The organism is Nocardia sp. NPDC058176 (genome assembly GCF_042883805.1).
In the GTDB taxonomy this organism is placed as follows: Bacteria; Actinomycetota; Actinomycetes; order Mycobacteriales; family Mycobacteriaceae; genus Nocardia.
On record NZ_JBHVVA010000001.1, the window covers coordinates 1,290,330 to 1,314,847 of the forward strand.

25 protein-coding genes are annotated in these 24,518 nt (G+C 69.1%); 12 read left to right on the plus strand and 13 right to left on the minus strand.

Annotated features, from left to right (window positions below; genetic code table 11):
- The first annotated feature begins 89 nt into the window (after positions 1–89).
- Positions 90–476, plus strand: a complete 387-nt coding sequence (locus tag ACFVVM_RS06070; RefSeq protein WP_387613498.1) for a hypothetical protein — start codon at positions 90–92, stop codon at positions 474–476.
- Here the strand turns inward: ACFVVM_RS06070 and ACFVVM_RS06075 are convergent.
- A complete protein-coding gene (locus ACFVVM_RS06075) occupies positions 446–685 on the minus strand; it encodes a hypothetical protein (protein ID WP_387613501.1) in 240 nt (79 codons plus the stop codon). The genes ACFVVM_RS06070 and ACFVVM_RS06075 overlap by 31 nt on opposite strands.
- 128 nt (positions 686–813) lie before the next feature.
- Between ACFVVM_RS06075 and ACFVVM_RS06080 the strand changes: the two genes are divergently transcribed.
- On the plus strand, positions 814–1,413 hold the full coding sequence (locus ACFVVM_RS06080) for a hypothetical protein (RefSeq protein ID WP_387613504.1): 600 nt from the start codon (positions 814–816) through the stop codon (positions 1,411–1,413).
- Between the two features lie 323 nt (positions 1,414–1,736).
- Positions 1,737–2,360 carry a methyltransferase domain-containing protein gene (locus ACFVVM_RS06085; protein WP_387616764.1) on the plus strand — a complete coding sequence of 208 codons (624 nt, stop codon included), beginning with the start codon at positions 1,737–1,739 and terminating at the stop codon, positions 2,358–2,360.
- Here the strand turns inward: ACFVVM_RS06085 and ACFVVM_RS06090 are convergent.
- Genes ACFVVM_RS06090 through ACFVVM_RS06115 form a run of 6 tightly spaced genes read right to left on the minus strand, consistent with a single transcriptional unit; the run spans position 2,353 to position 9,071 of the window.
- On the minus strand, positions 2,353–3,591 hold the full coding sequence (locus ACFVVM_RS06090) for an allantoate amidohydrolase (RefSeq protein ID WP_387613507.1): 1,239 nt from the start codon (positions 3,589–3,591) through the stop codon (positions 2,353–2,355). The genes ACFVVM_RS06085 and ACFVVM_RS06090 overlap by 8 nt on opposite strands.
- The gene (locus ACFVVM_RS06095; RefSeq protein WP_387613510.1) at positions 3,588–4,907 is read right to left on the minus strand and encodes an FMN-binding glutamate synthase family protein; all 1,320 of its coding nucleotides are present in this window, start codon (positions 4,905–4,907) and stop codon (positions 3,588–3,590) included. The genes ACFVVM_RS06090 and ACFVVM_RS06095 overlap by 4 nt, the downstream gene beginning before the upstream one ends.
- Before the next feature lie 12 nt (positions 4,908–4,919).
- Complete coding sequence (locus ACFVVM_RS06100) at positions 4,920–5,627, minus strand: protein glxC (protein WP_387613512.1); 708 nt, start codon at positions 5,625–5,627, stop codon at positions 4,920–4,922.
- On the minus strand, positions 5,612–6,511 hold the full coding sequence (locus ACFVVM_RS06105; protein WP_387613515.1) for a glutamine amidotransferase family protein: 900 nt from the start codon (positions 6,509–6,511) through the stop codon (positions 5,612–5,614). Before ACFVVM_RS06105 ends, ACFVVM_RS06100 begins: the two co-directional genes overlap by 16 nt.
- Positions 6,512–6,527: 16 nt before the next feature.
- Positions 6,528–7,862, minus strand: coding sequence for a type III glutamate--ammonia ligase (glnT, locus tag ACFVVM_RS06110; RefSeq protein WP_387613517.1), 1,335 nt, complete (start codon positions 7,860–7,862; stop codon positions 6,528–6,530).
- Positions 7,863–7,880: 18 nt separating this feature from the next.
- Positions 7,881–9,071 (minus strand): NAD(P)/FAD-dependent oxidoreductase, encoded by a 1,191-nt coding sequence (locus tag ACFVVM_RS06115; protein ID WP_387613520.1) that lies wholly within the window; start codon positions 9,069–9,071, stop codon positions 7,881–7,883.
- A 270-nt stretch (positions 9,072–9,341) separates the two neighbouring features.
- Here ACFVVM_RS06115 and ACFVVM_RS06120 point away from each other — a divergent pair, with 270 nt between their 5' ends.
- Positions 9,342–10,694 (plus strand): ammonium transporter, encoded by a 1,353-nt coding sequence (locus ACFVVM_RS06120; protein WP_387613522.1) that lies wholly within the window; start codon positions 9,342–9,344, stop codon positions 10,692–10,694.
- 60 nt (positions 10,695–10,754) lie between these two features.
- Here ACFVVM_RS06120 and ACFVVM_RS06125 read toward each other — a convergent pair whose 3' ends face one another.
- Positions 10,755–11,420, minus strand: coding sequence for a helix-turn-helix domain-containing protein (locus ACFVVM_RS06125; RefSeq protein ID WP_387613524.1), 666 nt, complete (start codon positions 11,418–11,420; stop codon positions 10,755–10,757).
- 299 nt (positions 11,421–11,719) lie between these two features.
- Here ACFVVM_RS06125 and ACFVVM_RS06130 point away from each other — a divergent pair, with 299 nt between their 5' ends.
- Both ACFVVM_RS06130 and ACFVVM_RS06135 read left to right on the plus strand, forming a co-directional pair.
- Complete coding sequence (locus ACFVVM_RS06130) at positions 11,720–12,229, plus strand: GNAT family N-acetyltransferase (protein ID WP_387613526.1); 510 nt, start codon at positions 11,720–11,722, stop codon at positions 12,227–12,229.
- Positions 12,230–12,268: 39 nt separating this feature from the next.
- A complete protein-coding gene (locus tag ACFVVM_RS06135; protein ID WP_387616765.1) occupies positions 12,269–12,859 on the plus strand; it encodes a class I SAM-dependent methyltransferase in 591 nt (196 codons plus the stop codon).
- 8 nt (positions 12,860–12,867) lie between these two features.
- On the opposite strand, the gene ACFVVM_RS06140 is transcribed toward ACFVVM_RS06135, so the two are convergent.
- The 3 genes from ACFVVM_RS06140 to ACFVVM_RS06150 all read right to left on the minus strand — a co-directional run bounded on the left by ACFVVM_RS06140 (position 12,868) and on the right by ACFVVM_RS06150 (position 17,967).
- Positions 12,868–16,005, minus strand: a complete 3,138-nt coding sequence (locus ACFVVM_RS06140; RefSeq protein WP_387613528.1) for a carboxyl transferase domain-containing protein — start codon at positions 16,003–16,005, stop codon at positions 12,868–12,870.
- A gap of 63 nt (positions 16,006–16,068) precedes the next feature.
- Positions 16,069–17,025 carry a phosphotransferase family protein gene (locus ACFVVM_RS06145; RefSeq protein ID WP_387613530.1) on the minus strand — a complete coding sequence of 319 codons (957 nt, stop codon included), beginning with the start codon at positions 17,023–17,025 and terminating at the stop codon, positions 16,069–16,071.
- A gap of 60 nt (positions 17,026–17,085) precedes the next feature.
- Positions 17,086–17,967, minus strand: coding sequence for a sigma-70 family RNA polymerase sigma factor (locus tag ACFVVM_RS06150; protein WP_387613533.1), 882 nt, complete (start codon positions 17,965–17,967; stop codon positions 17,086–17,088).
- A 157-nt stretch (positions 17,968–18,124) separates the two neighbouring features.
- Between ACFVVM_RS06150 and ACFVVM_RS06155 the strand changes: the two genes are divergently transcribed.
- From ACFVVM_RS06155 to ACFVVM_RS06170, 4 genes are read left to right on the plus strand one after another with little or no spacing between them, the layout of a single operon-like run.
- Positions 18,125–19,276, plus strand: coding sequence for a serine hydrolase domain-containing protein (locus tag ACFVVM_RS06155; RefSeq protein WP_387613536.1), 1,152 nt, complete (start codon positions 18,125–18,127; stop codon positions 19,274–19,276).
- 14 nt (positions 19,277–19,290) lie between these two features.
- Positions 19,291–19,596, plus strand: a complete 306-nt coding sequence (locus ACFVVM_RS06160) for a DoxX family protein (protein ID WP_387613538.1) — start codon at positions 19,291–19,293, stop codon at positions 19,594–19,596.
- Positions 19,547–19,735, plus strand: coding sequence for a hypothetical protein (locus ACFVVM_RS06165; protein WP_387616767.1), 189 nt, complete (start codon positions 19,547–19,549; stop codon positions 19,733–19,735). Before ACFVVM_RS06160 ends, ACFVVM_RS06165 begins: the two co-directional genes overlap by 50 nt.
- Before the next feature lie 36 nt (positions 19,736–19,771).
- Positions 19,772–20,278, plus strand: coding sequence for a carboxymuconolactone decarboxylase family protein (locus ACFVVM_RS06170; RefSeq protein ID WP_387613541.1), 507 nt, complete (start codon positions 19,772–19,774; stop codon positions 20,276–20,278).
- Positions 20,279–20,392: 114 nt separating this feature from the next.
- Here ACFVVM_RS06170 and ACFVVM_RS06175 read toward each other — a convergent pair whose 3' ends face one another.
- Positions 20,393–20,977, minus strand: coding sequence for a TetR/AcrR family transcriptional regulator (locus ACFVVM_RS06175; protein WP_387613544.1), 585 nt, complete (start codon positions 20,975–20,977; stop codon positions 20,393–20,395).
- Positions 20,978–21,029: 52 nt separating this feature from the next.
- Here ACFVVM_RS06175 and ACFVVM_RS06180 point away from each other — a divergent pair, with 52 nt between their 5' ends.
- Complete coding sequence (locus ACFVVM_RS06180) at positions 21,030–21,992, plus strand: TauD/TfdA dioxygenase family protein (protein ID WP_387613548.1); 963 nt, start codon at positions 21,030–21,032, stop codon at positions 21,990–21,992.
- Between the two features lie 128 nt (positions 21,993–22,120).
- Positions 22,121–23,686 (plus strand): FAD-dependent monooxygenase, encoded by a 1,566-nt coding sequence (locus ACFVVM_RS06185; protein ID WP_387613551.1) that lies wholly within the window; start codon positions 22,121–22,123, stop codon positions 23,684–23,686.
- Here ACFVVM_RS06185 and ACFVVM_RS06190 read toward each other — a convergent pair.
- On the minus strand, positions 23,638–24,324 hold the full coding sequence (locus ACFVVM_RS06190) for a hypothetical protein (RefSeq protein ID WP_387613553.1): 687 nt from the start codon (positions 24,322–24,324) through the stop codon (positions 23,638–23,640). The genes ACFVVM_RS06185 and ACFVVM_RS06190 overlap by 49 nt on opposite strands.
- Positions 24,325–24,518: the final 194 nt, after the last annotated feature.

Genomic DNA, 24,518 nt, shown 5'->3' on the forward strand with positions numbered 1-24,518 from the left:
GGCCGCTCCTCGCGTGAATCGGTCTGTCGCCGACGACTCCTGGCGATCGAGCCTAGACGAACGATTCCCAGCCGTCCTACGGTGTCACCGTGAGGAACGACCGCCGCCTGCGCTGCCTGGTCGTGGATGAGGCGAAGTGGTACTGGACGGTCCGGCAGCGGGTGCGGCCCACCTACGCGGCGTGCAGCACCACACTCACCCTCCGCCCCGAGGGGGTCCGCGCTGGTCTGGTGCTGGTCTTCCGTCCCGGGCCGGACAGAATCATCGCCAACACCTCGTTCGATTCCGGAGCCCTGATCCGCCTGCCGGACCGCGACTACCTCAACCTGTACGAGCCCGCGACGGTGCGTCGCCTGTTGGACGCTGCCACCGGCCACTGGACCGGTGAGCCCGTCGAGCTGGACGGCTGGCCGTACTTCGACGCGGTCGTGGACCGATCACCAGGTCACGGCAGCTCTTCGAGTTCGGCGAGCTGAGTGTGGATGTAGGCGGCGAGCCGATGACGTGCCGCGCCGGTGAGGTAACTGGTGTCGCCGAGTCGCGGGAAGTGGTCGTCGATCGGCTCGGAGAGGGTTTCGGTGGGGTCGGGCGTATCGCCGACGAGTTCGAGACGTGCCGGATGCTGCTGGGAGAGAGGAACATTCGGTTCGTCCGGGTCGGTGGTTGCTGCTCCGGTACGTACCATGCCTGAACCCTAACGTTTTGGTTACAGTCGTTGCCAACACGATAGGCCCGACAGTGATTACCGCCACGTTTTGATCCCGGCGGGTCATGATGGGTTTGACCAGGCCGCCAGAGGTCCACTATGGACGGATGGAGGTCGTCATCGCCGAGACGGAGATCCGCTTCGCGAACTATGAGTTTCCCGGCGCCACCGTGTATCCCGGTGGAGTGGTGCCGGTGCCGGAGATCCGAGACATCGATCCACGTGCCATGCCGCCGGAGGTTCGCACCGTGCACGGGGAAACACTGTTCCTGCCGTCGGTGTGTCAACCGGAACTAGACGAGTTCCGCCGCCGCAACGCCATCCCCGTCCAACGGCGCCCCGATATCTGGTCCGACCTACTCGAACCATTCCTCGACACCTCGTTCGGCCAGGAGCACAGCCGTGCCACCGAACAGCGGTTGGAGCGGGCGGGCCTGTCGCTGGCCGAGGTCATCGAGATCCGCCGCCGCGTCCAACCGGCGATGGTCGCCTACAACTTCGACAGCATGCTGTGGGAGTGGGTGCACCTGGGCCTGTTCGACCTGCTGAGCGCCGCGAGCGGTTCCCTGGTCCCACCCGCGGTGTGCGCGACCCTGGGCGACCCGGAACGGCTGTACTCCTGGGCCATGCATATCGCCGAACGGACCGGTGACAAGGCCGCCGACGGCAACGGCTCGTCGCCGGAACAGCACTCCCCGCCGAGCTGAGCGCGGGCAGGACGTCTAGATCGGGCGGGGATCGGGGACCGGAGCGAAGCGGTGCACGTTGGTGGGGGCGGTCTGGGGCACGGCGGGATCATAAGGGGCTGTGGTCTAATCGGTGCGTGACGATGTACGCGCAGCAGTGGTGGCCGCTCTCCTAGCGGCTGTCTCGTTGTGCACGGCCGCCCTCGTGAGCGGCCAGTGACTATGTCTGTTTCGGCCGGTCGGGGGCGTCCCTGACCGGAAGGACCATCTTGAACGGCAACAAGGGCACCGGTGGGATCGGCGAGATACTCGTCAGTTCTCGCTCCCTCGACGAGTACCGGGCGATGTTCGCGCTCACCGATGCCGATCTGCGGCGCCGGATACTGGACTGTCCCGGTGGGGCAGCGGGGTTCACCGCGGAAGTGTGTCGGCGCGGCGGTGATGTCACGGCGTGCGATGTCGCCTATGCCGACGGTGGAATCGCGCGGGTGGCGGCCTCCGCAGTGGCCGAGGCCGAGCGCGGTAACCGGTTCGTGCGTGAGCGTGTCGAGTCCTTCCGCTGGAGCTTCTTCACCGACCCCGACGACCACCTCCACGCGCGCTGCCGCTCGGCCGCCGATTTCGCCGCCCACAGCATGGCCGCGCCGGACCGCTATCGCGCCGCCCGCCTGCCTGCACTTCCCTTCGCCGACAACAGTTTCGATCTCGTCCTGAGTTCGCACCTGTTGTTCAGTTACGCCGACGACCTCGACTACGACTTCCATCGTGCCGCGATCACCGAACTGGTGCGGGTCGCGGGTAATGAGGTCCGGCTGTTTCCGCTGGTCCCGGTGGGGTCGTCGGTGCGGTACGCGCGGCTCGACGAGTTGCTCGACGACCTCGGGGAGAACGGGATCGAGAGCCGAATCGTGCCGGTGGACTACGAGTTCCAGGCAGGTGCGCACGAGATGCTGGTGTGCGTCAGGTAGTCACGGGTGCGGTGACCCAGTCGGTCATCACCTGGGCGAGGGCCCGCACGCCGTGATGACAGTCGGTGGGTTCGGCGAATTCGGCGGGGGAGTGGGAGACCCCGGTGGGGTTGCGGACGAACAGCATGGCGGTGGGGACCTTTTCGGACAGGATGCCCGCGTCGTGCCCGGCGGCGGTCGGCAGGATCGGCACCTCACCGAGCATCGCGAGGCTGCGCAGTAGCCGGTCGCGGACCTCGGCGGGGAATTCGACGATCGGGGCGACCGATTCGGCCGTCACGGTGAGGTCGATGCGGTCGGCGTGGGCTCGGGCGGCTGCCTCGGCCTGGATCTGGGCGACCAGGCGGGTGAGGGTCGGTTCGTCGGCAGCGCGGGCGTCGAGCCAGGCGCGAACCTCCGAGGCGATGGCATTGGTGCCGTTGGGCAGCACCTGGACCTTGCCGAAGGTCGCCACTGCTTCGTGCGAGAGTGCTGCAGCGCGGGCGAGGTGCACCGCGGAGGCGAAGGACAGCATCGGGTCGCGGCGGTCGACCAACCGGGTCGCCCCGGCGTGGTTGGCCTCCCCGGTGAACAGGAACTCCCAGCGTCCGTGCGGCCAGATAGACGAGGCCACCGCGACCGGAGCGTCGATCAGATCGAGTGCGCGCCCCTGTTCGACATGCAGCTCCACGAACACCCCCACCCGTGCGGCGAGTGCGGGATCAGCACCGAGATGCACAGGGTCACGCCCGGCACGAGTCATGGCCTCGGCCAAAGTGATCCCGTCATGATCACGCAACGACAGCGCCCGCCCCGGCGCCAGCGCACCCGTGCTGAGCTGTGACCCGATGCAGGCCACCCCGAACCGGGCACCTTCCTCGTCGGAGAACGCGGTGACCGCGATCGGCCGATCCGGAACGATCCCGCGTTCCCGCACGACATCGATCGCCGCGAACGCCGACACCACCCCGAGCGGCCCGTCGAACGCCCCACCATCGGGCACCGAATCCAGATGCGACCCGGTGACGAACGCCTCGCGCGGTTCCCCGCGATACCCCGGCGGCAACCACCACGCCCACAGGTTGCCGTTGCGGTCCTCCTCGACATCCATGCCGCGACGGGCAGCACTGTCGCTGAACCACTCCCGCAACGTCAGATCCGCATCGCCCCAGGCGAATCGCCGATAGCCGTTGGTGTGGCGATCACGCCCCACCTCGAGAATCGACGCCCACAGCTCGTCGAACGCCTTCACTTCGCATCACCGGGAATCCAGCCGGTGCCCGCCAACGGCACCCTGGCCATGGCGGCGGCCTCGATCGTGAGCGCCACCAGATCCTCGCGTTCGAGATTGCGCAGATGCGATTTCCCGCACGCGCGAGCCAAGGTCTGGGCCTCCATCGTCAGCACCCGCAGATAGTTTGCCAGCCGCCTGCCGCCCTCGACCGGATCGAGGTTGCGGGCCAGTTCCGGGTCCTGGGTGGTGATCCCGGCCGGATCCCGCCCGGCTTGGAAGTCGTCGTAGCTGCCCGCCGCGGACCCGAGCGCCTCGTACTGCGCGGCGAAACGCGGACTGTTGTCACCGAGGGCGATGAGCGCCGCGGTCCCGATGGCGACCGCGTCGGCACCCAAGGCCATCGCCTTGGCCACATCGGCGCCGGACCGGATCCCGCCGGAGACGATCAACTGCACCTTGCGATGCACATCGAGCTCCTGCAATGCCTGCACCGCCTGCGGAATGGCAGCCAGTGTCGGAATCCCGACGTGTTCGATGAACACCTCCTGGGTCGCGGCGGTGCCGCCCTGCATCCCGTCGACCACCACCACATCGGCCCCGGCCTTCACCGCGAGCTTGACGTCGTAATAGGTGCGGGTCGCACCGACCTTGATGTAGATCGGCTTCTCCCACCGGGTGATCTCGCGCAGTTCGAGGATCTTGATCGCCAGGTCATCGGGCCCGGTCCAGTCCGGATGACGGCACGCACTGCGCTGATCGACTCCCGCGGGCAGCGTGCGCATCCCGGCGACCCGGTCGGTGATCTTCTGCCCGAGCAGCATGCCGCCACCACCGGGTTTGGCACCCTGGCCGAGCACGATCTCGATCGCGTCGGCCTGACGCAGATCATCGGGATTCATTCCGTACCGTGACGGCAGGTATTGGTAGACAAGGTGTTTGGACTGCCCGCGCTCCTCGGGCGTCATCCCGCCGTCCCCGGTCGTGGTCGACGTGCCGACCGCACTGGCGCCCCGCCCGAGCGCCTCCTTGGCCTGCCCGGACAGCGCACCGAAGCTCATCCCGGCGATGGTGATCGGAATGTCGAGGTGCAGTGGATGTTTCGCGTGCCGGTCACCGAGCACCACATCGGTGTCGCAGCGTTCGCGGTACCCCTCGAGCGGGTAGCGCGACATGGAGGCGCCCAGGAACAGCAGATCGTCGAAGTGCGGGAGTGCGCGTTTGGCGCCCCAGCCGCGGATGTCGTAGATGCCGGTGTCGGCGGCGCGCTGGATCTCGGCGATGACGCGACGGTCGAAGGTCGCCGATTCGCGCAGGGCCGGGTTGTCGATGCTCATGCTGCCTGCCTTCTAGTACGCGCCGGCGTTGTCGACGTGGAAGTTGTAGAGGGTGCGGCCGGAGCCGTAGCGGGTGAACTCGGCCGGGTCGGCGTCGAATCCCGCGGCGTCGAGGAGCTCGCGCAGTTCCTCGAGATGCTCGGGGCGCATCGGTTTGCGGAGGCAGTCCGCACCGAGCGAGGCGACGCTGCCGCGCACATAGATGCGTGCCTCGTAGAGCGAGTCGCCCAACGCCTCACCGGCGTCACCGCACACGACCAGCCGCCCGGCCTGCCCCATGAAGGCACTCATGTGGCCGATATCGCCGCCCACCACGATGTCGACACCCTTCATCGAGATCCCGCACCGCGCGGACGCATTGCCCTCGATGACGAGCAACCCGCCGTGCGCGGTGGCCCCGGCCGACTGCGAGGCGTCGCCACGCACCCGCACAGTCCCCGACATCATGTTCTCCGCCACCCCGACCCCGGCATTGCCGTGCACGGTGACGGTGGCGCGCTGATTCATCCCGGCGCAGTAGTAGCCGACGTGCCCGTCGACGTTCACCTCGACCTCGGTGTTCAAACCGCAGGCCAGTGCGTGGGCGCCGCGCGGTCGCAGCACGGTCGCCGAGGACGCCGCGGGCAACGCCATAAGTGTTTCGTTGACCGTGCGCAGCCCGGCGGCGGCCAGGTCGAGGACCTGCGTGGTGGTGGGTTCGGTGGTCACTGTCGGCGCCATAGGTAGACCTCTTCCGGTTCGGGCTCGAAGATGCGGGCGTCGGCCACGCCGGGCAGATCGGCCAGGGCCCGGTATTCCGAGGCCATGGCCACCCAGTGGTCGGTTTCGGCGATCACCGCCGGTTTGCAGGCGATGGGGTCGCGGACCACGGCGAAGGAATCGCTGGTGGCGACGAGCAGGGTGTAGAAGCCGTCGAAGACGTCGTTGAGCCGCAGCAGCGCCTTCTCCAGATCGGCGCCCTCGGCCAGTTCCCGCGCGACGAATCGCGCGCCGACCTCGGTGTCGTTGTCGCTGTCGAACACGGTGCCGTGACGTGCCAGCTCGTGGCGGATGCTCATGTGATTGGCGAAGGACCCGTTGTGCACCAGGCACTGCCCAGCGCCGACCGAGAACGGGTGCGAGCCCTCGGCGGTCACCGCGGATTCGGTGGCCATGCGGGTGTGCCCGATGCCCTGCCAGCCCTGTGCGGCAGGCAGACCGAAATCGCGGGCGAGCGCGGCCGGGTCGCCGACGCCCTTGAGCACGGTGAGATCGGCGCCGAAGCCGATGATCCGCGCCTGCGGTGTCGCCACGCGCACGGCGTCCACCAGGGCCTCGGCGTCGAGCGGGCCGTGCACGACGGTGGTCGGCGCGAGGTCGTGTCCGGTGATCGTGACACCAGTGGTGCGAGTGAGCGCCTCGGCCAGCTCGCGCACCGGCAACGGATTGTCGAGCAGGGACACGGTCGCGTGCCCGGGCGGGGACCAGACCGGGTCACCGTAGACGGCCATCCCGGCCGAATCGGGTCCACGGTCACACATCTGGGCGAGCATGCCGGTGAGCAGCTCGCCCAAGTGCGGGTAGAGCGCGGGGTCGCGCAGGTGTAATCCGACGATTCCACACATGGAGAACTCCTGTGAGTCAGAAGGCGGTCAGGTAGTGGTCGATCTCCCAGGGCGAGACCGTGTTGTGCCAGGCGAAGAACTCCTCGCGTTTGCGCTGGGCGAAGTACTCGGCCACACCGGGGCCCGCGATGTCGAGGGCGGCGGTGAGCACCGGGTCGGCGTCGAAGGCGTCCATGGCGTGCACGAGGGTCATCGGCAGGAGGCGATCACCCTTGCCGCCGGGTTCGCCGGGATCGAGGGCGCGGTCGATGCCGTCGAGCCCGGCCGAGATGGTCGCGGCCGCCGCCAGATACGGGTTCGCCGAACCGTCGGAACCGCGCAGTTCGACCCGGTTGCGGTCGGGCACCCGCAGGAAGTGCGTGCGGTCGTTGCCGCCGTAGGTGGCGTGCCGGGGTGACCAGGTGGCGCCGCTGGTGGTCGAGGTGGCACCGATTCGCTTGTAGGAGTTGACCGTCGGCGCGATCACCCCTTGCAGTGCGCACGCGTGGTCGAGGATGCCCGCGATGAACGCGTACGCGGTGGCCGACAACCCGAGCCCGCGCGGGTCGGCGGCATCGGGGAACACCGGGGTGTCGCCGTTCCACAGCGACAGATGCAGGTGCATCCCGGTTCCGGTGCGATCGGTGAACGGTTTCGGCATGAACGTCGCCTGCATACCGCGCTTCTCGGCGATCATCGAGAGCAGATAGCGGGCGGTGATCACCCGGTCCGCGGTGGTCAACGCGTCGGCGTAGTCGAAGTTCTGCTCGAACTGGCCGTTGCCGTCCTCGTGGTCGCTGGCGTAGTTGCCCCAGCCCAGGGAGTTCATCGCGGTGGAGACCTCGGTGAGATGGTCGTACATGCGGGTGACATCGCGCGCGTCGTAACAGGGTTGATGACTGCGGTCGGCGATGTCGGCGGTAATGAGTTCGCCGTCGGCGGTGCGCCCGAGCAGGAAATACTCGATCTCGGCACCGACATTGACGGTGAACCCCCGCGCTGCGGCCGCTTCGAGTGTGCGTTCCAGGATCACCCGCGGCGCGAACGGCCACGGCTTGCCCATCACGTGCGGGGTGCAGTGCACCAGGGCCAGCCCGGGGCGCAGGAACGGGATCGGGGTGAAGGTGCGCACGTCGGGGATCGCGACCAGATCGGGATCGCTGGGCTGCTGGCCCATCATCCCCGCCGCGTACCCGGCGAATCCCACGCCGTCCCCGGCCAACAGCTCGACGGCCTCGACCGGAACGAGTTTCGCGCACGGTTTCCCGGACAGAGTGACGAACAGGGCGAGGATGAATTCGGTGCCCGCGGCGCGGGCGAGCTCGGACAGGGACGGTGCGGTGGCGGTGGCTTCGGCGGTGTCGAGGGCCATGGTGGATCTCCTTTGTTGTCAGCGCATTTCGCCCGCTCCCGCGTACGGATGCGGGCTGAGAAGTGGTCGGCCCTCGGCGAATCGCGAGTACCGGAAGTCGGCGGGGTCGACGTGGGGCAGGCCGGTGTGCCCGTCGAGGAGCAGGTCGGCGACCAGGCGCCCGACCGCGGGCGAGATCTTGAAACCGTGCCCGGAGAACCCTGTCGCCAGGAACAGTCCGTCGGCGGGTGCGGGGCCGATGATCGGGTTGTAGTCCGGTGTCACGTCGTAGGCGCCGACATAGCTGCCGGTGACGCGCGGGTCGGGCATGTGGGGGAGCCGGCGGCCGAGCCGGTCGATGACCTTGTCGACGGTGGTGTCGTCGGCGCGGTTGCGGTAGTCGTCGGGGTCGAGGTACTCCGGTGCCGCGTGATCGCTGTTGCCCACCAGCAGTTCCCCGTTCGGTTCCCGGCACAGGTACTGCAATCCGGCCAGATCCGACAGCACCGGCACCGGCGGCGTCGGCTCGCCCTGATCGACCAGCACCAGCTGGGCACGCTGGGCCCGCACCGGGACGTCCACGCCGGCCGTGGCCGCCAGCGCGGGAGTCCACGGTCCGGCCGCCAGGATCACCGTCGCGGCGTGCACCTCGGTGCCATCGGCCAGTACCGCGCCGAACACGGTGCCGTCGGGATGCTGCAGCAGGCCGGTGACGGTGGCGCCCTGCCGAATCCGCACCCCGAGCGCCCGCGCCGAGGCACCGAACGCCATCCCGGTCATGTAGGCCTCGCCGCGCCCGCCCTGCGGTTCGTAGGCGAACGCCGCGAAGTCCTGCAGGCCCAGCCCTGGCCACAGCGCGGCCATCTCGTCGTGGTCGATGAAGTCGACATCGATCCCGAGCTGCTGCTGCATCGCCACATTGGCCTTCAACGGGGCGATGTTGTCCTCGCCGACCCCGACGACGTATCCGCACGGCCGGAAACCCATGTCGTCACCGAAGATCTCGGTGGCCCGCTGGAAGACGCCGACGCCGTACCAGGACATGGCGGCCAGGGACGGGGTGCCGTAGTGGCAGCGCACGACACCGCTGGACTTGCCGGTCATCCCCGAGCACAGCGAATTCCGTTCCAGCACCAGCACATCGGTGGCGCCGCGATCGGCCAGCGACCAGGCGACGGCAAGCCCTTCCAGGCCGCCGCCGACGATCAGGTATTCGGTGGTTTCGATCATCGTGCGTCCTCGAGGTCGTGCCGAAACGGGAGTGTCTTCTGTCATGAATCACTGTTGATTGACAAGAAACCATCCGGGCGTGACGGCGCGATTACGTCGACGTCACTTCGACGTGTCGTCAACCGTGGATCCAGTAGAGGCTGTGCGGCTCTGTAACCATTCGTTCACGCGCGAGCGCTCAGCGGCAACGAACGGCGAGGTTCACTATGAGTGAACGGTGATTCCTGACTACAGGGCGCCGGGATCGAATTCCTTCTCGAATTACAGGTGATGTCGATGAATCAGGCTGCAGCCGACACCGCATGGGTGCTCGCCGCTTTCGCGCTCGTGGCACTCATGGTGCCCGGGCTCGCGTTGTTCTATGGCGGCATGGTCAGCGTGCGCAATACCTTGAACATGGCCATGATGATCTTCGGGGCGCTGGCCGTTGTCGGCGTGCTCTGGGTCATCGTCGGCTACTCCGCCGCCTTCGGTGACTCCGTGGGCGGGCTCGGCCTGCTGGGCAACCCCTTCGAGTACTTCGGCTCCTCGAAGCTGCTCACCGCCCCCACCGACGCGCTCCCACCCGCGGTCTTCTCCGCCTTCCAGCTCTTGTTCGCTGCCATCACCGTCGCCCTCATCGCCGGCGCCATCGCCGACCGGATGAAATTCGGCGCGTGGATGGCCTTCGCCGGCATCTGGGCGCTGCTGGTCTACTTCCCCGTCGCCCACTGGGTCTTCGCCTTCGACAGCGAGGACGGCACGGTCACCGGCGGCTGGATCGCCAACACCCTCGGCGCGGTCGACTTCGCCGGCGGCACCGCGGTCCACATCAACGCCGGTGTCGCCGCGCTGGCCCTTGCCCTGGTCCTGGGCAAGCGCAGCTCGTTCCCGAACCCGCCGCGCCCGCACAACCTGCCACTGACCATGCTCGGCGCGGGCATCCTGTTCTTCGGCTGGTTCGGCTTCAACGGCGGCTCGGCCCTGGCCGCGGACAACACCGCCGCGGTGGTCATCCTCAACACCGTCGCCGCCGCGTGCGCCGGCATCAGCGCGTGGTTGCTGGTCGAGAAGTGGCGTGAGGGTCGCGCGACCTCGCTGGGCGCCAGCTCGGGCCTGATCGCCGCGCTCGTCGGTATCACCCCGGCCTGTGGCGCGGTCTCGCCGCTGGGCGCGCTGATCGTCGGCGCGGCCTGCGGTGCGCTGTGCTGCCTGGCCGTTTCGGTGAAATACCGGGTCGGGCTCGACGATTCGCTCGATGTGGTCGGCATCCACCTCGTCGGCGGCGTCATCGGTACCCTGCTCATCGGCCTGATCGCCGATCCCGCCGCCCCCAACGGTGCGACCGGGCTGTTCTACGGCGGTGGCCTCGACACCCTCTGGCGCCAGGCGGTCGCGGTACTCGCGGTGGTGGCCTACACCTTCGCCGTCACCTGGCTCATCGCCAAGGCGATCCACCTCGTGCGCGGCCTGCGGGTGGCGCCCGACAGTGAAGCCGAGGGCCTCGACAGCACCGTGCACGGCGAGACCGCGTACCTGATCGACATCATCGGCCCGGTCACCAATGGCTCCGCCACCAACGGCAAGGCCGAACCCGAACCCGAGACGGTCCCCGAACCCGAAAAGGCGCCTGCGACCACGTAATTCGCGGCGCTCTACCCCGCGCGCCGGGTGCGACCACACGTGGTTGCGCCCGGCGCGTTCTCAATTCTCCACGTGATTGTCCGGATAGGCGGTGACCGCGAGGAACCGGATCGGCAGCCGCACCAGTTCGTGCGGACCGTGCGGGCCCTCGCCGTCGAGCAGGAGCGAATCGCCCGGCCGCAGTGTGTATTCGGAGTCGCCGTGGCCGTAGACCATGACCCCTTCGAGCATGTAGAGCAGCTCGGTGCCCGCGTGCTGGAACAGCGGGAACGTCTCGCTGCCCTCGGTCAGCGTCACCAGCACCGGCTCCAGCCGCTTGTGCTGGCCCCGCAGCGCGCCGAGCATCTCGTACTGATGCCCGACCCGCGTACCGCGCCCGACGATCACCGCACCGTGGCCGGCCGCCACATACACCGCCTCGCGCGCGGTGTCGGCGCCGCGGAACAGCGAGGTCACCGGCACGTCGAGCCCAGCGGCCAGCCGTGCCAGCGTCGACAGACTGCACGAGGTCTGCGCGTTCTCGATCTTGGACAGCATCGCCTTGGAGATCCCGACCTTCGTCGCCATCTCGCCCACCGACAGCCTGCTGGCCAGCCGCAGACTGCGCACCTGCTGCCCGATCACCCGCTCCAGATCGACCCCGGTCGGGGCATCCGGCGCGATCTCACGCTGCACCGGTGCCGGATCGCCGGAGTCACGGTGCACTGATCGCGCCTGCTCACTCATGGCTGCATGGTATCGCGCCGTTTACTGTCAGTAGACGGTGGACAATGCGCCGGATATTCACTGGCGCCGTCGGTTGGGCCCGTGTTAGCTTCGCTCGTCCGTGTTCGACCTGGAGAGAAAGGGAGGTGGAGTTGATGATTGCGGTGATGACCGCTGCCCTGCGCAGCGCCCGGACCATCCGCACGTCCCTTGCCCCGGTCTGAACGACACCCCCTGTACGCGCGCGTCGGCTTCCCGACGCGCTGTCTTCGGTGTACTTCTGTGTTCGGACGGGGCTTTCACAACGAAAGTAGACCGATATGACCACCGAGTGGACCACTCGCGCCGAGACCACCACCGACATCTCCGCGATCCGCGAGATCAACCTCGCGGCCTTCGAGACCGCCGAGGAAGCCGATCTCGTCGACGCGCTTCGCCGGGACCCCGCCTGGATCGCGGGCCTGTCGATCGTCACGCTCGACGACACCGGCGCCCTGGTCGGCCACGCACTGCTGACCCGCGCCCACATCGGCGACACCCCCGCACTGTGCCTGGCACCGTGCGCGGTTCTGCCGCGGTACCAGAAGTCCGGCGCGGGATCGGCCGCGATCCGCTCCGCGCTCGACGCCGCCGCACAGGCGGGCGAGCACTTCGTGACCGTCCTCGGGCACCCCGAGTACTACCCGCGGTTCGGCTTCACCCGTGCCGGTCTGCACGGCGTCACCATGAAGGTCGACGTCCCCGACGACGCACTGATGGTGCTGAGTCTGACCGATGAACCGCTGCCCACCGGCACCATCCGGTACGCGGCCGCCTTCGGCGACATCTGACCTTCGGTCACTTCCAGTTGTCCCGGGACTCGTTCGCACATTCGCGTCGAGTCCCGGGGCACCTCCCCATGGGACCACCAGGGTCTCCCATCGAAGGAATCTGCCGCACGCCGAGGCTCGAGCGCCCAGGTGTCGGTGCTCAATCGCTCGATGGACCAGCTGCCGTTCCCCGATCAGAGCTTCGACCTGATCTGGGCCGAAGGCTCGATCTACACCATCGGCTTCGATCCGGCCCTGCGCGCGTGGCGGCGCCTGCTGGCTCCGGGCGGCGCACTCGCCATCACCGAAATCGAATGGACCACCGACCATCCCGACCCCGCGGTACGCGCCTACTGGGATGCGGCATATCCGCTGCGCACCCACCGCGCCAACATCGACGCGGCGCGGTCGGCGGGATACCGCCTGCACGCGCACTGGCCTCTACCGGAAAGCGACTGGTGGCAGGAGTACTACACCCCACTCACCGAGCGAATGACCCAGGTCGATGCCGACCGCCCCGGCATGTCCCAGGCACTCGGCGCAGTGCGAGAGGAGATCTCGCTGCGCACTGAACACGGCGGCGACTACAACTACGCCGCCTACATCCTGCGTCCCGACGACCACGTCGCCGTCCCCGGCCCGCCGCACTGAGCGCCTGCTCAGGTCGTCAAGGTCGTGATCCAGTGTCTGGTGTCGGCGGGGTCGATGACGTCGTCGAGTTCGAAGACGGCGGCGGCGTTGAGGGCCTTGCTGTTGGCGTAGGCGAATTGCACCATGGCGTCGAAGGTGGACTGGCGTTCGGCCGGGTCGGTGATCGCTTCGAGTTGTTTGCGGAAACCGAGGCGGACCGCGCCTTCCAGGCCCATGCCGCCGATCTCGCCGGTCGGCCAGGCGACGACGAAGCGGGGGCTGCGGAAGGAACCGGCGGCCATCGCCTGGGCGCCCAGACCGTAGCCCTTGCGCAGGACGACGGTGCCGAACGGGACCGACAGGGCGGCGGCGTCGATGAACAGGCGCGCGAATTTGGTGACCACCGCGTCGCGCTCCACCTCGGGACCGACCATGAACCCCGGGGTGTCGCAGAGGGCGAGGACGGGGAGGCCATGGGTGTCGCACAGGCGCAGGAAGGCGCTGTACTTGTCGGCGGCGGGAGCGTCGATCGCGCCGCCGAGGTGGTGACCGTTGTTCGCGACGAGCCCGAGCGGGCGGCCCTCGACGCGAACCAGTGCGGTGACGATCCCGGCACCCCAGTCGGCACGCAACTCCAGCATCGAGTCGACATCGACCACAGCGGCGATCGCAGCTCGGATGTCGTAGGCGCGTAACCGGTTCTCGGGCACCACATGTCGGGCCAGGCGCGGATCGGGTGCGGTCCAGTCGGTGACGGTTCCACGGAAGTAGGACAGGCAACGCCGGGCCAGGGCGACGGCGTGCGCTTCGTCGTCGGCGACCAGGTGCACCACGCCGTTGCGGCGCTGGATCTCGACCGGCCCGATGTCCTCGGGCGCGTACACGCCGAGCCCGCCGCCCTCGATCATCGCCGGGCCGCCCATCCCGATGTTGGCGTCCGGCGTCGCGATCACCACGTCACACATGCCGAGCAGTGCGGCGTTCCCCGCGAAGCAGCGGCCGGAGACGATGCCGATCAGCGGAACGCGACCCGACAGGGCGCCCATGGCGCGGAAGGTGGTGACCTCGAGTCCCGAGACGCCGGTGTAGTCGGTGTCGCCGGGCCGACCGCCCCCGCCCTCGGTGAAGAACACGACCGGCAGGCGTTGCTCGTGCGCGATCGCGAGCAGACGATCGGTTTTGGTGTGGTTGCGGAAACCCTGGGTGCCCGCGAGGACGGTGTAGTCGTAGGACAGCACCGCTGTGCGGACCGCGTCGACGGTCGCGATGCCGGTGATCAGGCCGTCGGCGGGGGTGTTCGCGATCAGGTCCTCGTCGTTGCGGTGACGTCGTTGCGCGGCGACCGCGAGTGCCCCGTACTCGCGGAAGCTGCCCTCGTCGACCAGATCGGCGATGTTCTCGCGGGCGGTTCTGCGGTGCAGGCGGTGGCGTTTGGCGACGGCTTCGGGGCGGGCGGCATCCTGTCCGACGCGGTGACGCTCGCGGGCGTCGGCCAGGTCGGGGCGGATCGCGTCGAGGTCGATCTCGGTTGTCTCGCCGGTGGTTTCGTCATGGTCGGTGTCGGTCCAGGTCAGCAGTGGTGCCTGTGGGTCGACGACGGTTCCGCGCTCGACGAAGGTGCCGGTCACGCGCAAGGCGGATTCCGCGCGGATCACGTGCTCCATCTTCATGGCCTCGAGCACCGCGACTTCGCCGCCCGGCGCGACGATGGTGTCCGCCGCGGCGATGCTGACCACGGTCCCGCCCATCGGCGATCGCACCAGCTGCTCGCCGTCGCGGATCGTGGTCGCCGACGTGAAATCGTCCGCCGTCGCATGCTCGGTGGCGATCGAGGCCGAGAGCTTGTCGACCTGATTCTCGAACCAGACGGTGGTCACCGGCCCCGTCGCCACGAGTTCCTCGACGACCGCGCCCAGCAGCGCCACATTCGTCTCGACACCACCGATCACCGTCTCCGCCAGCGCATCCGCGCACCGCCGCAGCGCGGCGGGATAGGACGGGCCGCCCGCGATCACCTTCGCCAGCAACGAATCGAAATGCGGACCGATCCGCGTACCCGGCCGCGCGGCCGTATCGACGCGCACGCCCACCCCGGTCGGCCCGGCGAAATGCGCCAGCACACCACTGCTGGGCAGGATCTCACCACCCGGCGTGACCAGCTCGGCATTGATCCGCGCCTGCACGGCGAACCCGCGCGGACCGCCACTCGGTAGGTCGAGGTCGTCGAGCGTGCGGCCGTGGGCCAGGTCGATCTGCACGGCGACCAGATCCAGCCCGGTGGTCATCTCGGTCACCGTGTGCTCGACCTGCAGGCGCGGATTCACCTCGAGGAACCAGGCGTCCGCGCCCGCGACGAGAAACTCGACGGTCGCCAAACCACGGCACGACACTGACTCCGCGATCCGCACCGCCTCCCGATGCAGCCGACTCCGCAGCGCGTCGGGCAGCTCGGGCGCCGGTGCGATCTCGATCAGCTTCTGGCGCCGCCGCTGCACGCTGCAATCACGATCGCCCACCGCGACCGCGCGAGCACCGTCCCCGATCACCTGGACCTCGATGTGCCTGGCCTCGGGCGCGAGGACCTCGGCATAGACGGCATCGTCGCCGAAACCGGCCAGCGCCTCGGAACGACAGCGGTCATAGGCGTCGACGAGCGATGCAGGGTCGCGCACGATCCGCTGCCCACGCCCGCCACCACCGTGGACGGCTTTGATCATCACCCCGGCCGGATGTTCGGCGAGCAAGGCGGCGATCTCGGTGGGGCCGCCGGTGGTGGCGGGCAGCACCGTCAGCCCGGCCTCCTGTGCGGCGCGGCGTGCCGCGAGCTTGTCGCCGAGGACTCGCAGGGTCTGCGGGCTCGGACCGACGAACACCGCGCCCGCCGCCGCACACGCGGCCGCGAACTCGGCGTTCTCGCTGAGGAACCCGTACCCGGGATGCACCAGCGCACCGTCGCCCGCCTGCCGCACGGCCTGCACGACCGCATCGACTGCCAGATAGGCGGCCGCGCCGGTTCCCGGCAGTACGACGACCTCATCGGCGAGCCGGGCAGGCAAGCCGCCGCGCTCCTCGTCGGTGCACAACGCGAACGTCGTATACCCGCGCTCGCGTGCGGTGCGCAGGATCCGCACCGCGATCTCACCCCTGTTGGCGACAACCAGTTTCACGGAACCCAGTCTGCAACGAGCCACTCACCGGTCACCCTGAATCGGCCAAGATCGTTCGCCGCGCTACCGGTCGACGGGAACATCCCAGGAAGCCGGCTGCGAGCGCCACTGCTCGATCGCGGGCGCGATCCCCTCCCGCAGGATCGGCAACTCGTCGACCAGGGCCAGGCAGGCGATGGTCCGTGCCATCCCGACCGCTTCGACGAACCGGAGCACCCGCCGGTCCAGGGGACGCAAGCCGAGCTCGACCGCGGCGGCGTCGTAGACGTCGGCGGCCTCGGGTCCGAACGCGGCGAGGTCCCACTCGACCGGACCCAGCGTGGTCAGCTCGAAGTCGGCATACAGTGCGCCGTTCGCGGTGGGCACGATGTTGTAGGCCGGGGCGTCGCCGTGGATCGGCTGCACGTTCGCACCGGGGAACGCGGCGTCGAAGGCGGCACGCGAGGACACCAGCGGTTCGAGCAGTTCCCATTCGCGACGCGCGCGAGCGAGGTCGGCGGGGGTGATGAGATCGGGGCGCTCGGCCAGCACCGCGAAGCTCGCGGTGAGGGTCGGCGGTTCGGCCGCCGAGAGGAACGGCAGCTCACCGGGATAGTCGCGCAGGGCCATGTGCAGGTCGGCGACCAGGGCGGCATTGCGCACATAGTCCGGCTCGGCACCGGTATCGCGGTCGACGTACTGCCAGAACGTCATCGAGAAACCGTCGTGACGCACCGGTTCGGCAACGACGAGCGGACTCGGTGCGATCACCGGGGCGCCCTGTCCGGCCAGCCACGCCACCACCGCGAGCTCGGTGCGCTGCCGTTCGGCGAGCCCGTCGAGATCCATGCCCGGCGCGAGCACCGTCGGCACCCGCACCACCACCGGCGCCGGCGCGAGATGCACGACGACGGAGAACACGTCGTGCAGGACGACCGGTTCGTCCACCGTGAGCCCCCGCTCCCGTCCGGCGGCCACCGCGGCCGCGACGGCGCGAGCGGTTCTGGCGGCCAAGTGCTCAGTGGTCATCGGGGCGGACATGACGGCGATCGTGCCATGCCCGAACACCGATCGCGAACAGGTTTGCGGGCGTACAGGCGCTCACCCGAGGACCGCGGTCAGGTCCAGCCCGGCGAGTCGGTCGTGGTCGGAGAGGATGTCGATCGCGGTGATGCGGTCCTCGACCACGGTGAACCCGATGACCGAGAACGGGGTGCCGTCGACGGTGTTGACCAGTCCCGCCCTGCCGTTGACCACCGCGGGGTGCACGGTGCAGCGGGTGGCCATGCGCTGGAACGTCTCGGCCTGTCCGGCGACGGCGGCCGCGCCGCGGATCACCCGCATCGCCGCGCCGGCGTCGGCCCGCAACACCACCTCGGGATCGAGCATGCGAACCAGTTCGTCGAAGTCGCCGCCGCGTGCGGCGAGAAGGAAGGCGTCCACGACGCGACGTTGCCGCGGCAGATCCGGATCGGGTCCAGGAGTCGCGCCCTGGACCCGGCGGCGCGCTTGGCTGGCCAGTTTCTTGGTGGTTTGCGGGGTGCGGTCCACGATGGGCGCGATCTGCTCGTAGGGCATGGCGAAGATGTCGTGCAGGACGAACGCGAGCCGCTGCGCCGGGCTCAGCGATTCCAGCACCACCAGCAGTGCCAATCCCACCGAATCGGCGAGCAGCGCTTCGTGTTCCGGGTCGGGGGTGGTCGCGCTGACGATCACCGGGTCGGGCAGGTGTGCGATGTCGAGCGACTGCTCGTCGCGGCGTTGGCGAGTGCGCAGCATGTCCAGGCAGACCCGTCCGACGACCGTGGTCAGCCAGCCGCCGAGATTGCCGACGCCGGTGGTGTCGGTGCGGGCCAGGCGTAGCCACGCCTCCTGCACCGCGTCGTCGGCCTCGGTGGATGAACCGAGCATCCGGTAGGCGACCGAGCGCAGGTGGGTGCGGTGGTCCTCGAACTCCTCGGCCAGGAACTGCGCATCGTGCACGGGATCCTCCTCTGCTCGTCCCGTACTGATGACGAAGCGCCGATGCGAATTGTGACCCCGAAGCCCCTACCTGCAGTTTTTCGTGCCGCGGTCACGTCCGCGCACCGCCGTTCGTCAGTGCACCAGAACACGAACCGCAGCCGAAGGGATCAACAACGTGAATGCGATCGAAGTGCACGGCGCCGTCGCCGCCGGCTATGACCAGGTGCGCGCCGAGTTCGCCGCGGTCGTCGCCGAGGAAGACGGCGAATCAGGGGCACAGCTGGCGGCCTTCGTGCGGGGCCGGCAGGTGGTGGACCTGTGGGCGGGACCCGAGGTCACCGCGACCACGCTGACCGGGCTGCACTCGTCGAGCAAAGGCGCCGCGGGCTTGGTGATGGCACTGCTGATCCAGGACGGTGCGCTCGACATCGACCGGGCGGTCGCCCACTATTGGCCGCGGTTCGCCGCCGCGGGCAAGGACCACATCACCGTGCGCGACGTGCTGGTGCACCGGGCCGGGATCGTCGGCGCCGACGGTGGTTTCACCATTGCCGAGCTGGCCGATGAGCAGCTCGTCGCCGAACGGCTGGTGGGGCAGCGGCCCTACTTCGCCCCGGGCGCCGTGCACGGGTACGGCGGGTTCGTCATGTACGCGATCCTCGGTCAGGTGGTCCGCGCGGTCACCGGCGCCACCGTGCAGGAACTGTTCGAACAGCGCGTCCGCGCCCCCTACGGCCTGGATGTGTACCTGGGCCTGCCCGAGGAACTGGAGCACCGCTACCTGCCGATCACACCGTGGCGGGCCACGCCGGAGATGACGGCGGCCTTCGCCGCGAACTCGCCCAACCCGCACGGGGTGGCCGGAATCTCCTACAACCTCAACGCGCGCGGCTTCACCGCCGCCGACGTCATGGCACTGCCCAACGACCCGGCCCTGCGCCGTCTCGGGCCGGGTTCGGCGGGCGGTGTCGGCAGTGCGCGCGGCCTCGCGCGCATGTACGCGGCGGCCGTCACCGGTGTCGACGGCCGGCCACCGCTGCTCACGCTGGACACCATCGCCACCATCTCCACGATCCATTCCAGCGGAGCGGATCTGGTGCGCGGCGCGCAGGCGCCCTACACCGTGGGTTTCGAAGCCAAGAGCCTGCTGTACCCGTTCCTCGGCGTCCACGCGTTCGGGCACACCGGCTCCGCGGGTTCGGACGGATTCGCCGACCCGCACAGCGGCCTCACCTACGGCTACACCCGCCGCCGCGCCGCCTTCGCCTTCGCCGCCCCCGAGAACACCCGACTGGCCGCCGCCCTGCACCGCGCCGCGACCGCCTGAAGGAGAACCACGAAATGTCCACTCGCACAACCTCACTGATCCGCTCCCGCGGCCTGGAAATCGCGCGCTGGGTCCCCGTGGCCGCCGTGCTGGCCGAAACCGCGGTCGGCGCGTACTGGGACCTGGCCCGGATCTCCTACGTCCGCGCGGCATTCGACCACCTCGGCTACCCGCTGTACTTCGCGACCGTCCTCGGCGTGGCCAAGACCGCCGCCCTCGCCGCGATCCTGACCCCGGGCCATCCCCACCAAGGAATGGGCCTACGCCGGACTGGTCTTCGTCTACGGCGGTGCCGTCACCTCGCACCTGGCCGTGGGTGACGGCCCCGACAAGTGGGCGATGCCGCTGTTCTTCGCCGCCGCCACCTTCGCCGCGCGGGCCTGGCTGCCCCGCGGCGGTTCCACCACCGCCGCGCTGCGCGCCGTCGGCACCACCTGGCGTCGCCCCCGAACTGCCTGACCCGCACAGAGTTTCACCCCATCGAAAGGAACCACCATGCACACTCCGAATCACCAGCGCACCGGCTCCCGGCTGCCCAACCCCCAGCAGCTCGTCCCCGAGCTCGGCGCGGTCGGTGCCGCCCTGTTCGCCGCGACCGGCAACGGTGCGATCCCGCGGACCACGATCGGCTTGGTGCAGTTGCGCGCCGGTCAGCTCGTCGCCAGCACCTACCTGGCCATCCTGCACGCGGGCAATCTGCGCGCGGCGGGGGAGTCCGAGGAGCGGATCGCCGCGGTGGCGACATGGCGCGACGCCCCCTACTTCAACGACGCCGAACGCGTCGCGCTCGCCCTGGTCGATGCCGTCCTCCAAGCGGCGCCGCGCGGTGAGCGGGTGCCGGACGAGCTCTACGCCCTCGCCACCGAGCACTACGACGACAAAGCCCTGGCCACGCTCGCGATGGTCATCGGCCAGGTGAACTTCTTCGTCCCGCTCGCCCTCCTCGGGCAACCGCTGCCCGGCCGACCGCCGGCCGAACAGTGGACGCCCGTGCCGGACTGATCATCCGGCCGTTGGTTGTGGGGTCGAGGTGATCGTTCGCCACGACCCCACAAACCCCCGATCGCGCGTCGCCGCCGACGGTCCACTCCAGCGACGTCCTCATCCCCGATTTCGCTACCCGGTGGTCCGGCCGGAGTCCAGCATCTGGGCGGCCCTGGAGCTGGCATCCCGTCGCAGCTCGGCCTCGGGAACGTCGTCGAGGCCCGTCGCGGCGCGCAGGAACGGGCCGAACAGTTCCCAGCCGACCATCAGCGCCGCGGCATTGGCGGCGGCCAGCGCGGCGTCGTGCGGGTCGGCGCCGGCGGATTTCGCGCGATCGACCAGTGCCGCCATGATCGGGAATCGTTGCTGGAGCTGCCCGACCGGGTAGCCGTCGAGCAGGCAGCGCGCGAGCACCGTCAGGTGCAGGCGGATCGCAGGGTCGACGGGATTGCGGCCGGTGAGATCGACCTCGGGACCGTGCTCGGCGCCCAGGTGATCCAGGACGGCGGCGACCAGGTTCTCCTTGGCGCCGAAGTGCCGGAAGATCAGCCCGTGGTTGATCCCCGCGCGTTCGGCGATGTCGCGAACCGAGGTGGCTGTCGGGCCGCGTTCGGCGAACAGCTGTGCCGCGTGCCGCAGCACTGCCGCGCGCACCGCGTCACGGCCGGTGGGAATTGGAATCTGTGCGATCCGATCCGTCGCCGCCTCTGTAGTCATCCGACTACGGTAGCGCTGTAGTCGGATGACTACACGAGTGAAGGAGAGCCGAGTGTCCGAATCAACAGCGGTCGCCACGCCGGAGAATCGCGCCGAACCCGCCGTGCGGCCGTTCCCGCTGCCGGGCTACCCCCTGCTCGCCGGACCCTTCTCCCACCTGCGGGCCGAACGCGAGCGGCTTGCCGCGCTGCGGTGGCAGCACTTCGACGCCGAACAGGTGGGCACGACCCTCGGTGCGGAGATCAGCGGCATCGACCTGACCGTCGAGCAGCCGCAGGCGGTGATCGACGACATCCGCCGCGCCCTGCACGACTACAAGGTGCTGTTCTTCCGCGACCAGCCGCTCACCTCGGCCCAGCATGTCGGCTTCGCCAAGCGGTTCGGCGAGCTCGAGATCCACCCGGCACTCGCCGCCAGCGCCGACGAGCCGGAATTGGTGCGCTTCGAGAAGGGCGCGCAGATGGTCGGCGTCGAGAACGCCTGGCACCACGACGTCACCTGGCGTGAACACCCCTCGCTCGGCGCGATCCTGCACGCGGTGGCCGTGCCCGAGATCGGTGGCGACACCCTGTTCGCCGACATGTACGCCGCCTACGAGTCACTCGATGCCGACACCCGCGCCGAGATCGACACCCTCGACGCCGTCCACGATTTCACCCGCGCCTTCGGCCGCCACGCCTCCGCCGAACAGCAGGCCGAGTTGCGTCGCCGCAACCCCTCGGTCCGGCATCCGGTCGTCGCCACCCACGCCGTGACCGGCCGCAAACACCTCTACGTGAACCGCATCTTCACCGACCACATCGTCGGCTACGACGAGGACCGCAGCCGCGCCCTGATCGACCGCCTCGCCCGCCAGGCCGACTACCCCGAACACCAGGTCCGCCTGAAATGGCGACCCGACACCGTCGCCTTCTGGGACAACCGCGCCGTCCAGCACTACGCCGCCAGCGACTACTGGCCCCAGACCCGAATCGTGGAACGCGCCTCCATCATCGGACCGCGACCGACCCGCTGAGCGACCGGCGCACGCGTGTCCCGGTTCGGTTGTCCACCGCCCAGGAATCCTGGTTTGCTGGAAGTGTGCCATTGCCGGTTTCGGTGGACGTAAACTGGCCGGATCACTCCACGAGGAGGCGAGGTCGGATGATCGATCCGGGAGTCCTCGTCGTCGGCGCGGGCCCGGTCGGGCTGACGACGGCACTGGAACTGGCACGGCGCGGGGCGCGGTGCCGGGTGATCGAGCAGCTCGGTGTGCGGCCCCGGTATGCCAAGGCCGTCGGCGTGCAGCCGCGGACGCTGGAGGTTTTCCAGGGGATGGGTGTGCTGCGCGCCGTGCTGGACGCGGCCGTGCCGATCCGCGGGCAAATCGCCTACGCCGATGGTGTCGAAGTCACCCGGATCGTCCTGGAACTGCCACCCGACGTGCCCTATGGCTTCGCGGCGCTGCCGCAGTACGAGACCGAGCGGGTGCTCGCCGAACAGCTCGCCCGGACCGGTGTGCGCGTCGAATACGGTGTCACCCTGTCATCTTTCGCGCAGGACGACACCGGTGTCACCGCCGTGCTGCGCGATGCCGACGGCGAGCAGACGGTGCGCACCGGCTATCTCGTCGGCGCCGACGGCGCGCACAGCACGGTCCGCAAACAGCTCGGTCTCACCTTCGAGGGCGCGGCCTTCGCCGAGCAGTACATGCTCGGCGACGTGGAGCTGGACTGGACCATGCCGACCGGGTACGGCGTGCGGTCCAGTCGCGGTGACGACGTCCTCGTCTGCATACCGCTGCCCGGACACCGCCGCTACCGGGTGTCGATGTCGGCGCCCGACGAACTCGCTGTCGCCGCCCCGAAATCCGGCGATGTGGCACACGGACTCGAAGGATCGCGTGCGCCGGAACTGCACCACATCCAGGCCGTGCTGGACCGGCTGTCCCCGCAACCGGTCACCGCGCGGGAAATGCGCTGGTCCTCGGTCTTTCGGATCAGCCACCGCATCGTCGACCGGTACGGCAAGGGCCGGGCCTTCGTGGCGGGCGACGCCGCCCACATCCACCCGCCCACCGGTGCGCAGGGCATGAACACCGGCATCCAGGACGCGCACAACCTGGCGTGGAAACTCGCGCTCGTCACCGCGGGCTCGGCCGCCCCCGAGCTTCTGGACAGCTACGACGCCGAACGTCGGCCGGTCGGCGCGGAAGTCGTCGATCGCACCGTCCGCGCCGCCCGCGAGGGAATCGGCGCCGACCTCACCGATCCCGAACAGATCCTGCGTCGTGAGGCACAGCTGCTCGTGGACTACGGCCGGAGCCCGATCATCACACCCTCGGCGGTCGGTGCGGTCGCCGCGGGCAGACGCGCCCCCGACGCCGCCGGACTGACCCGCGATCTCGTCCAGTTCCCCCTGCGCCTGTTCTCCCTGCTCACCGGACCCGGCCACACCCTGTTGATCCACGAGAGCGGCACCCCGAACTACCTGGCACTCGAACACGCGGCCGAGCAGGCGCGTCGCCTGGCCCCGGGCGAACTCGACGTCTACCTCGTGCTGGCCCCGGACACCCCCGCCGACACCACCTTGACCGTGATCCACGACAGCGCAGGTGATTTCGCCCGCGGATACTCCCCGGACACCGCCGCCTACCTCATCCGCCCCGATGGCTACCTGGCCTACGCGGGACCACTCGACGGTGTCGCGCAGGCACTTTCATCGGGGTAGCCGATCTCGACCAGGTCGCCCGCGAGATCGCCGAACGCGACATCAGGATTGAGCTCACCCACCACCTCCGGTGTCAGCGGCCGCAGCGCGAACACATGATGCACCGCGCTCAGACTCACCTCGGTCTCGTAGTAATCCTGCGCCCAGTCCCGGTATGCCTCCGGGGTCCCCTCGATGACCAACTCGAACAGTGCCCGACCGCCATGGTCGGCGGTCGAGACACTCCACTCGGTGTCGTCATGGCCGCGCCAGAAGCACACGGTGGCGAGGGGGGAACCGTCGTGATCGGCGAACGCCGGCTCCGTGACGAAGGCGCCGAAGGCGGCGGGTACAGCATCGAGCACGTGCGGGGCATTCGGTGACTCGTGGTCGAACCCGCGACCGTAGACGCCGGCAGCGGAGAAGACGATGAACCAGTCGTCACCGGAGCCGTTGCGCATGGAAGCCAGCTCCTCGCTCTCGCCCCAGGCACTGTTGAACGAGTAGTAGCGAGACTCCCAATCGGGGCTGAGGACGGCATCGATCATGGCCATCGCCCGGCATCGGTCACGCAGGGTCGCGATGTCGGGAAGACGGTGCAGCAGTTGGTTCACCGTGCCATTGAACTCGACGCGACGCTCACCGGCCCGGCGGCTCATGCATGGTCCACGGCGGTCGTCGAGTGAGGTTCGGGCCGGTCTCGAGGTTCACCGGTGGTAAATGGACGCCGCCCTCCTCGATCACCGCCCGCCTCACGGCAACACCGCCGATCCAGCGACCACCACGCGATAATCGGCGTGAGAGGTGCGTTCCCATGAGGGGCGGTGAACGCCAAAGCGTGTGAATTCCACTG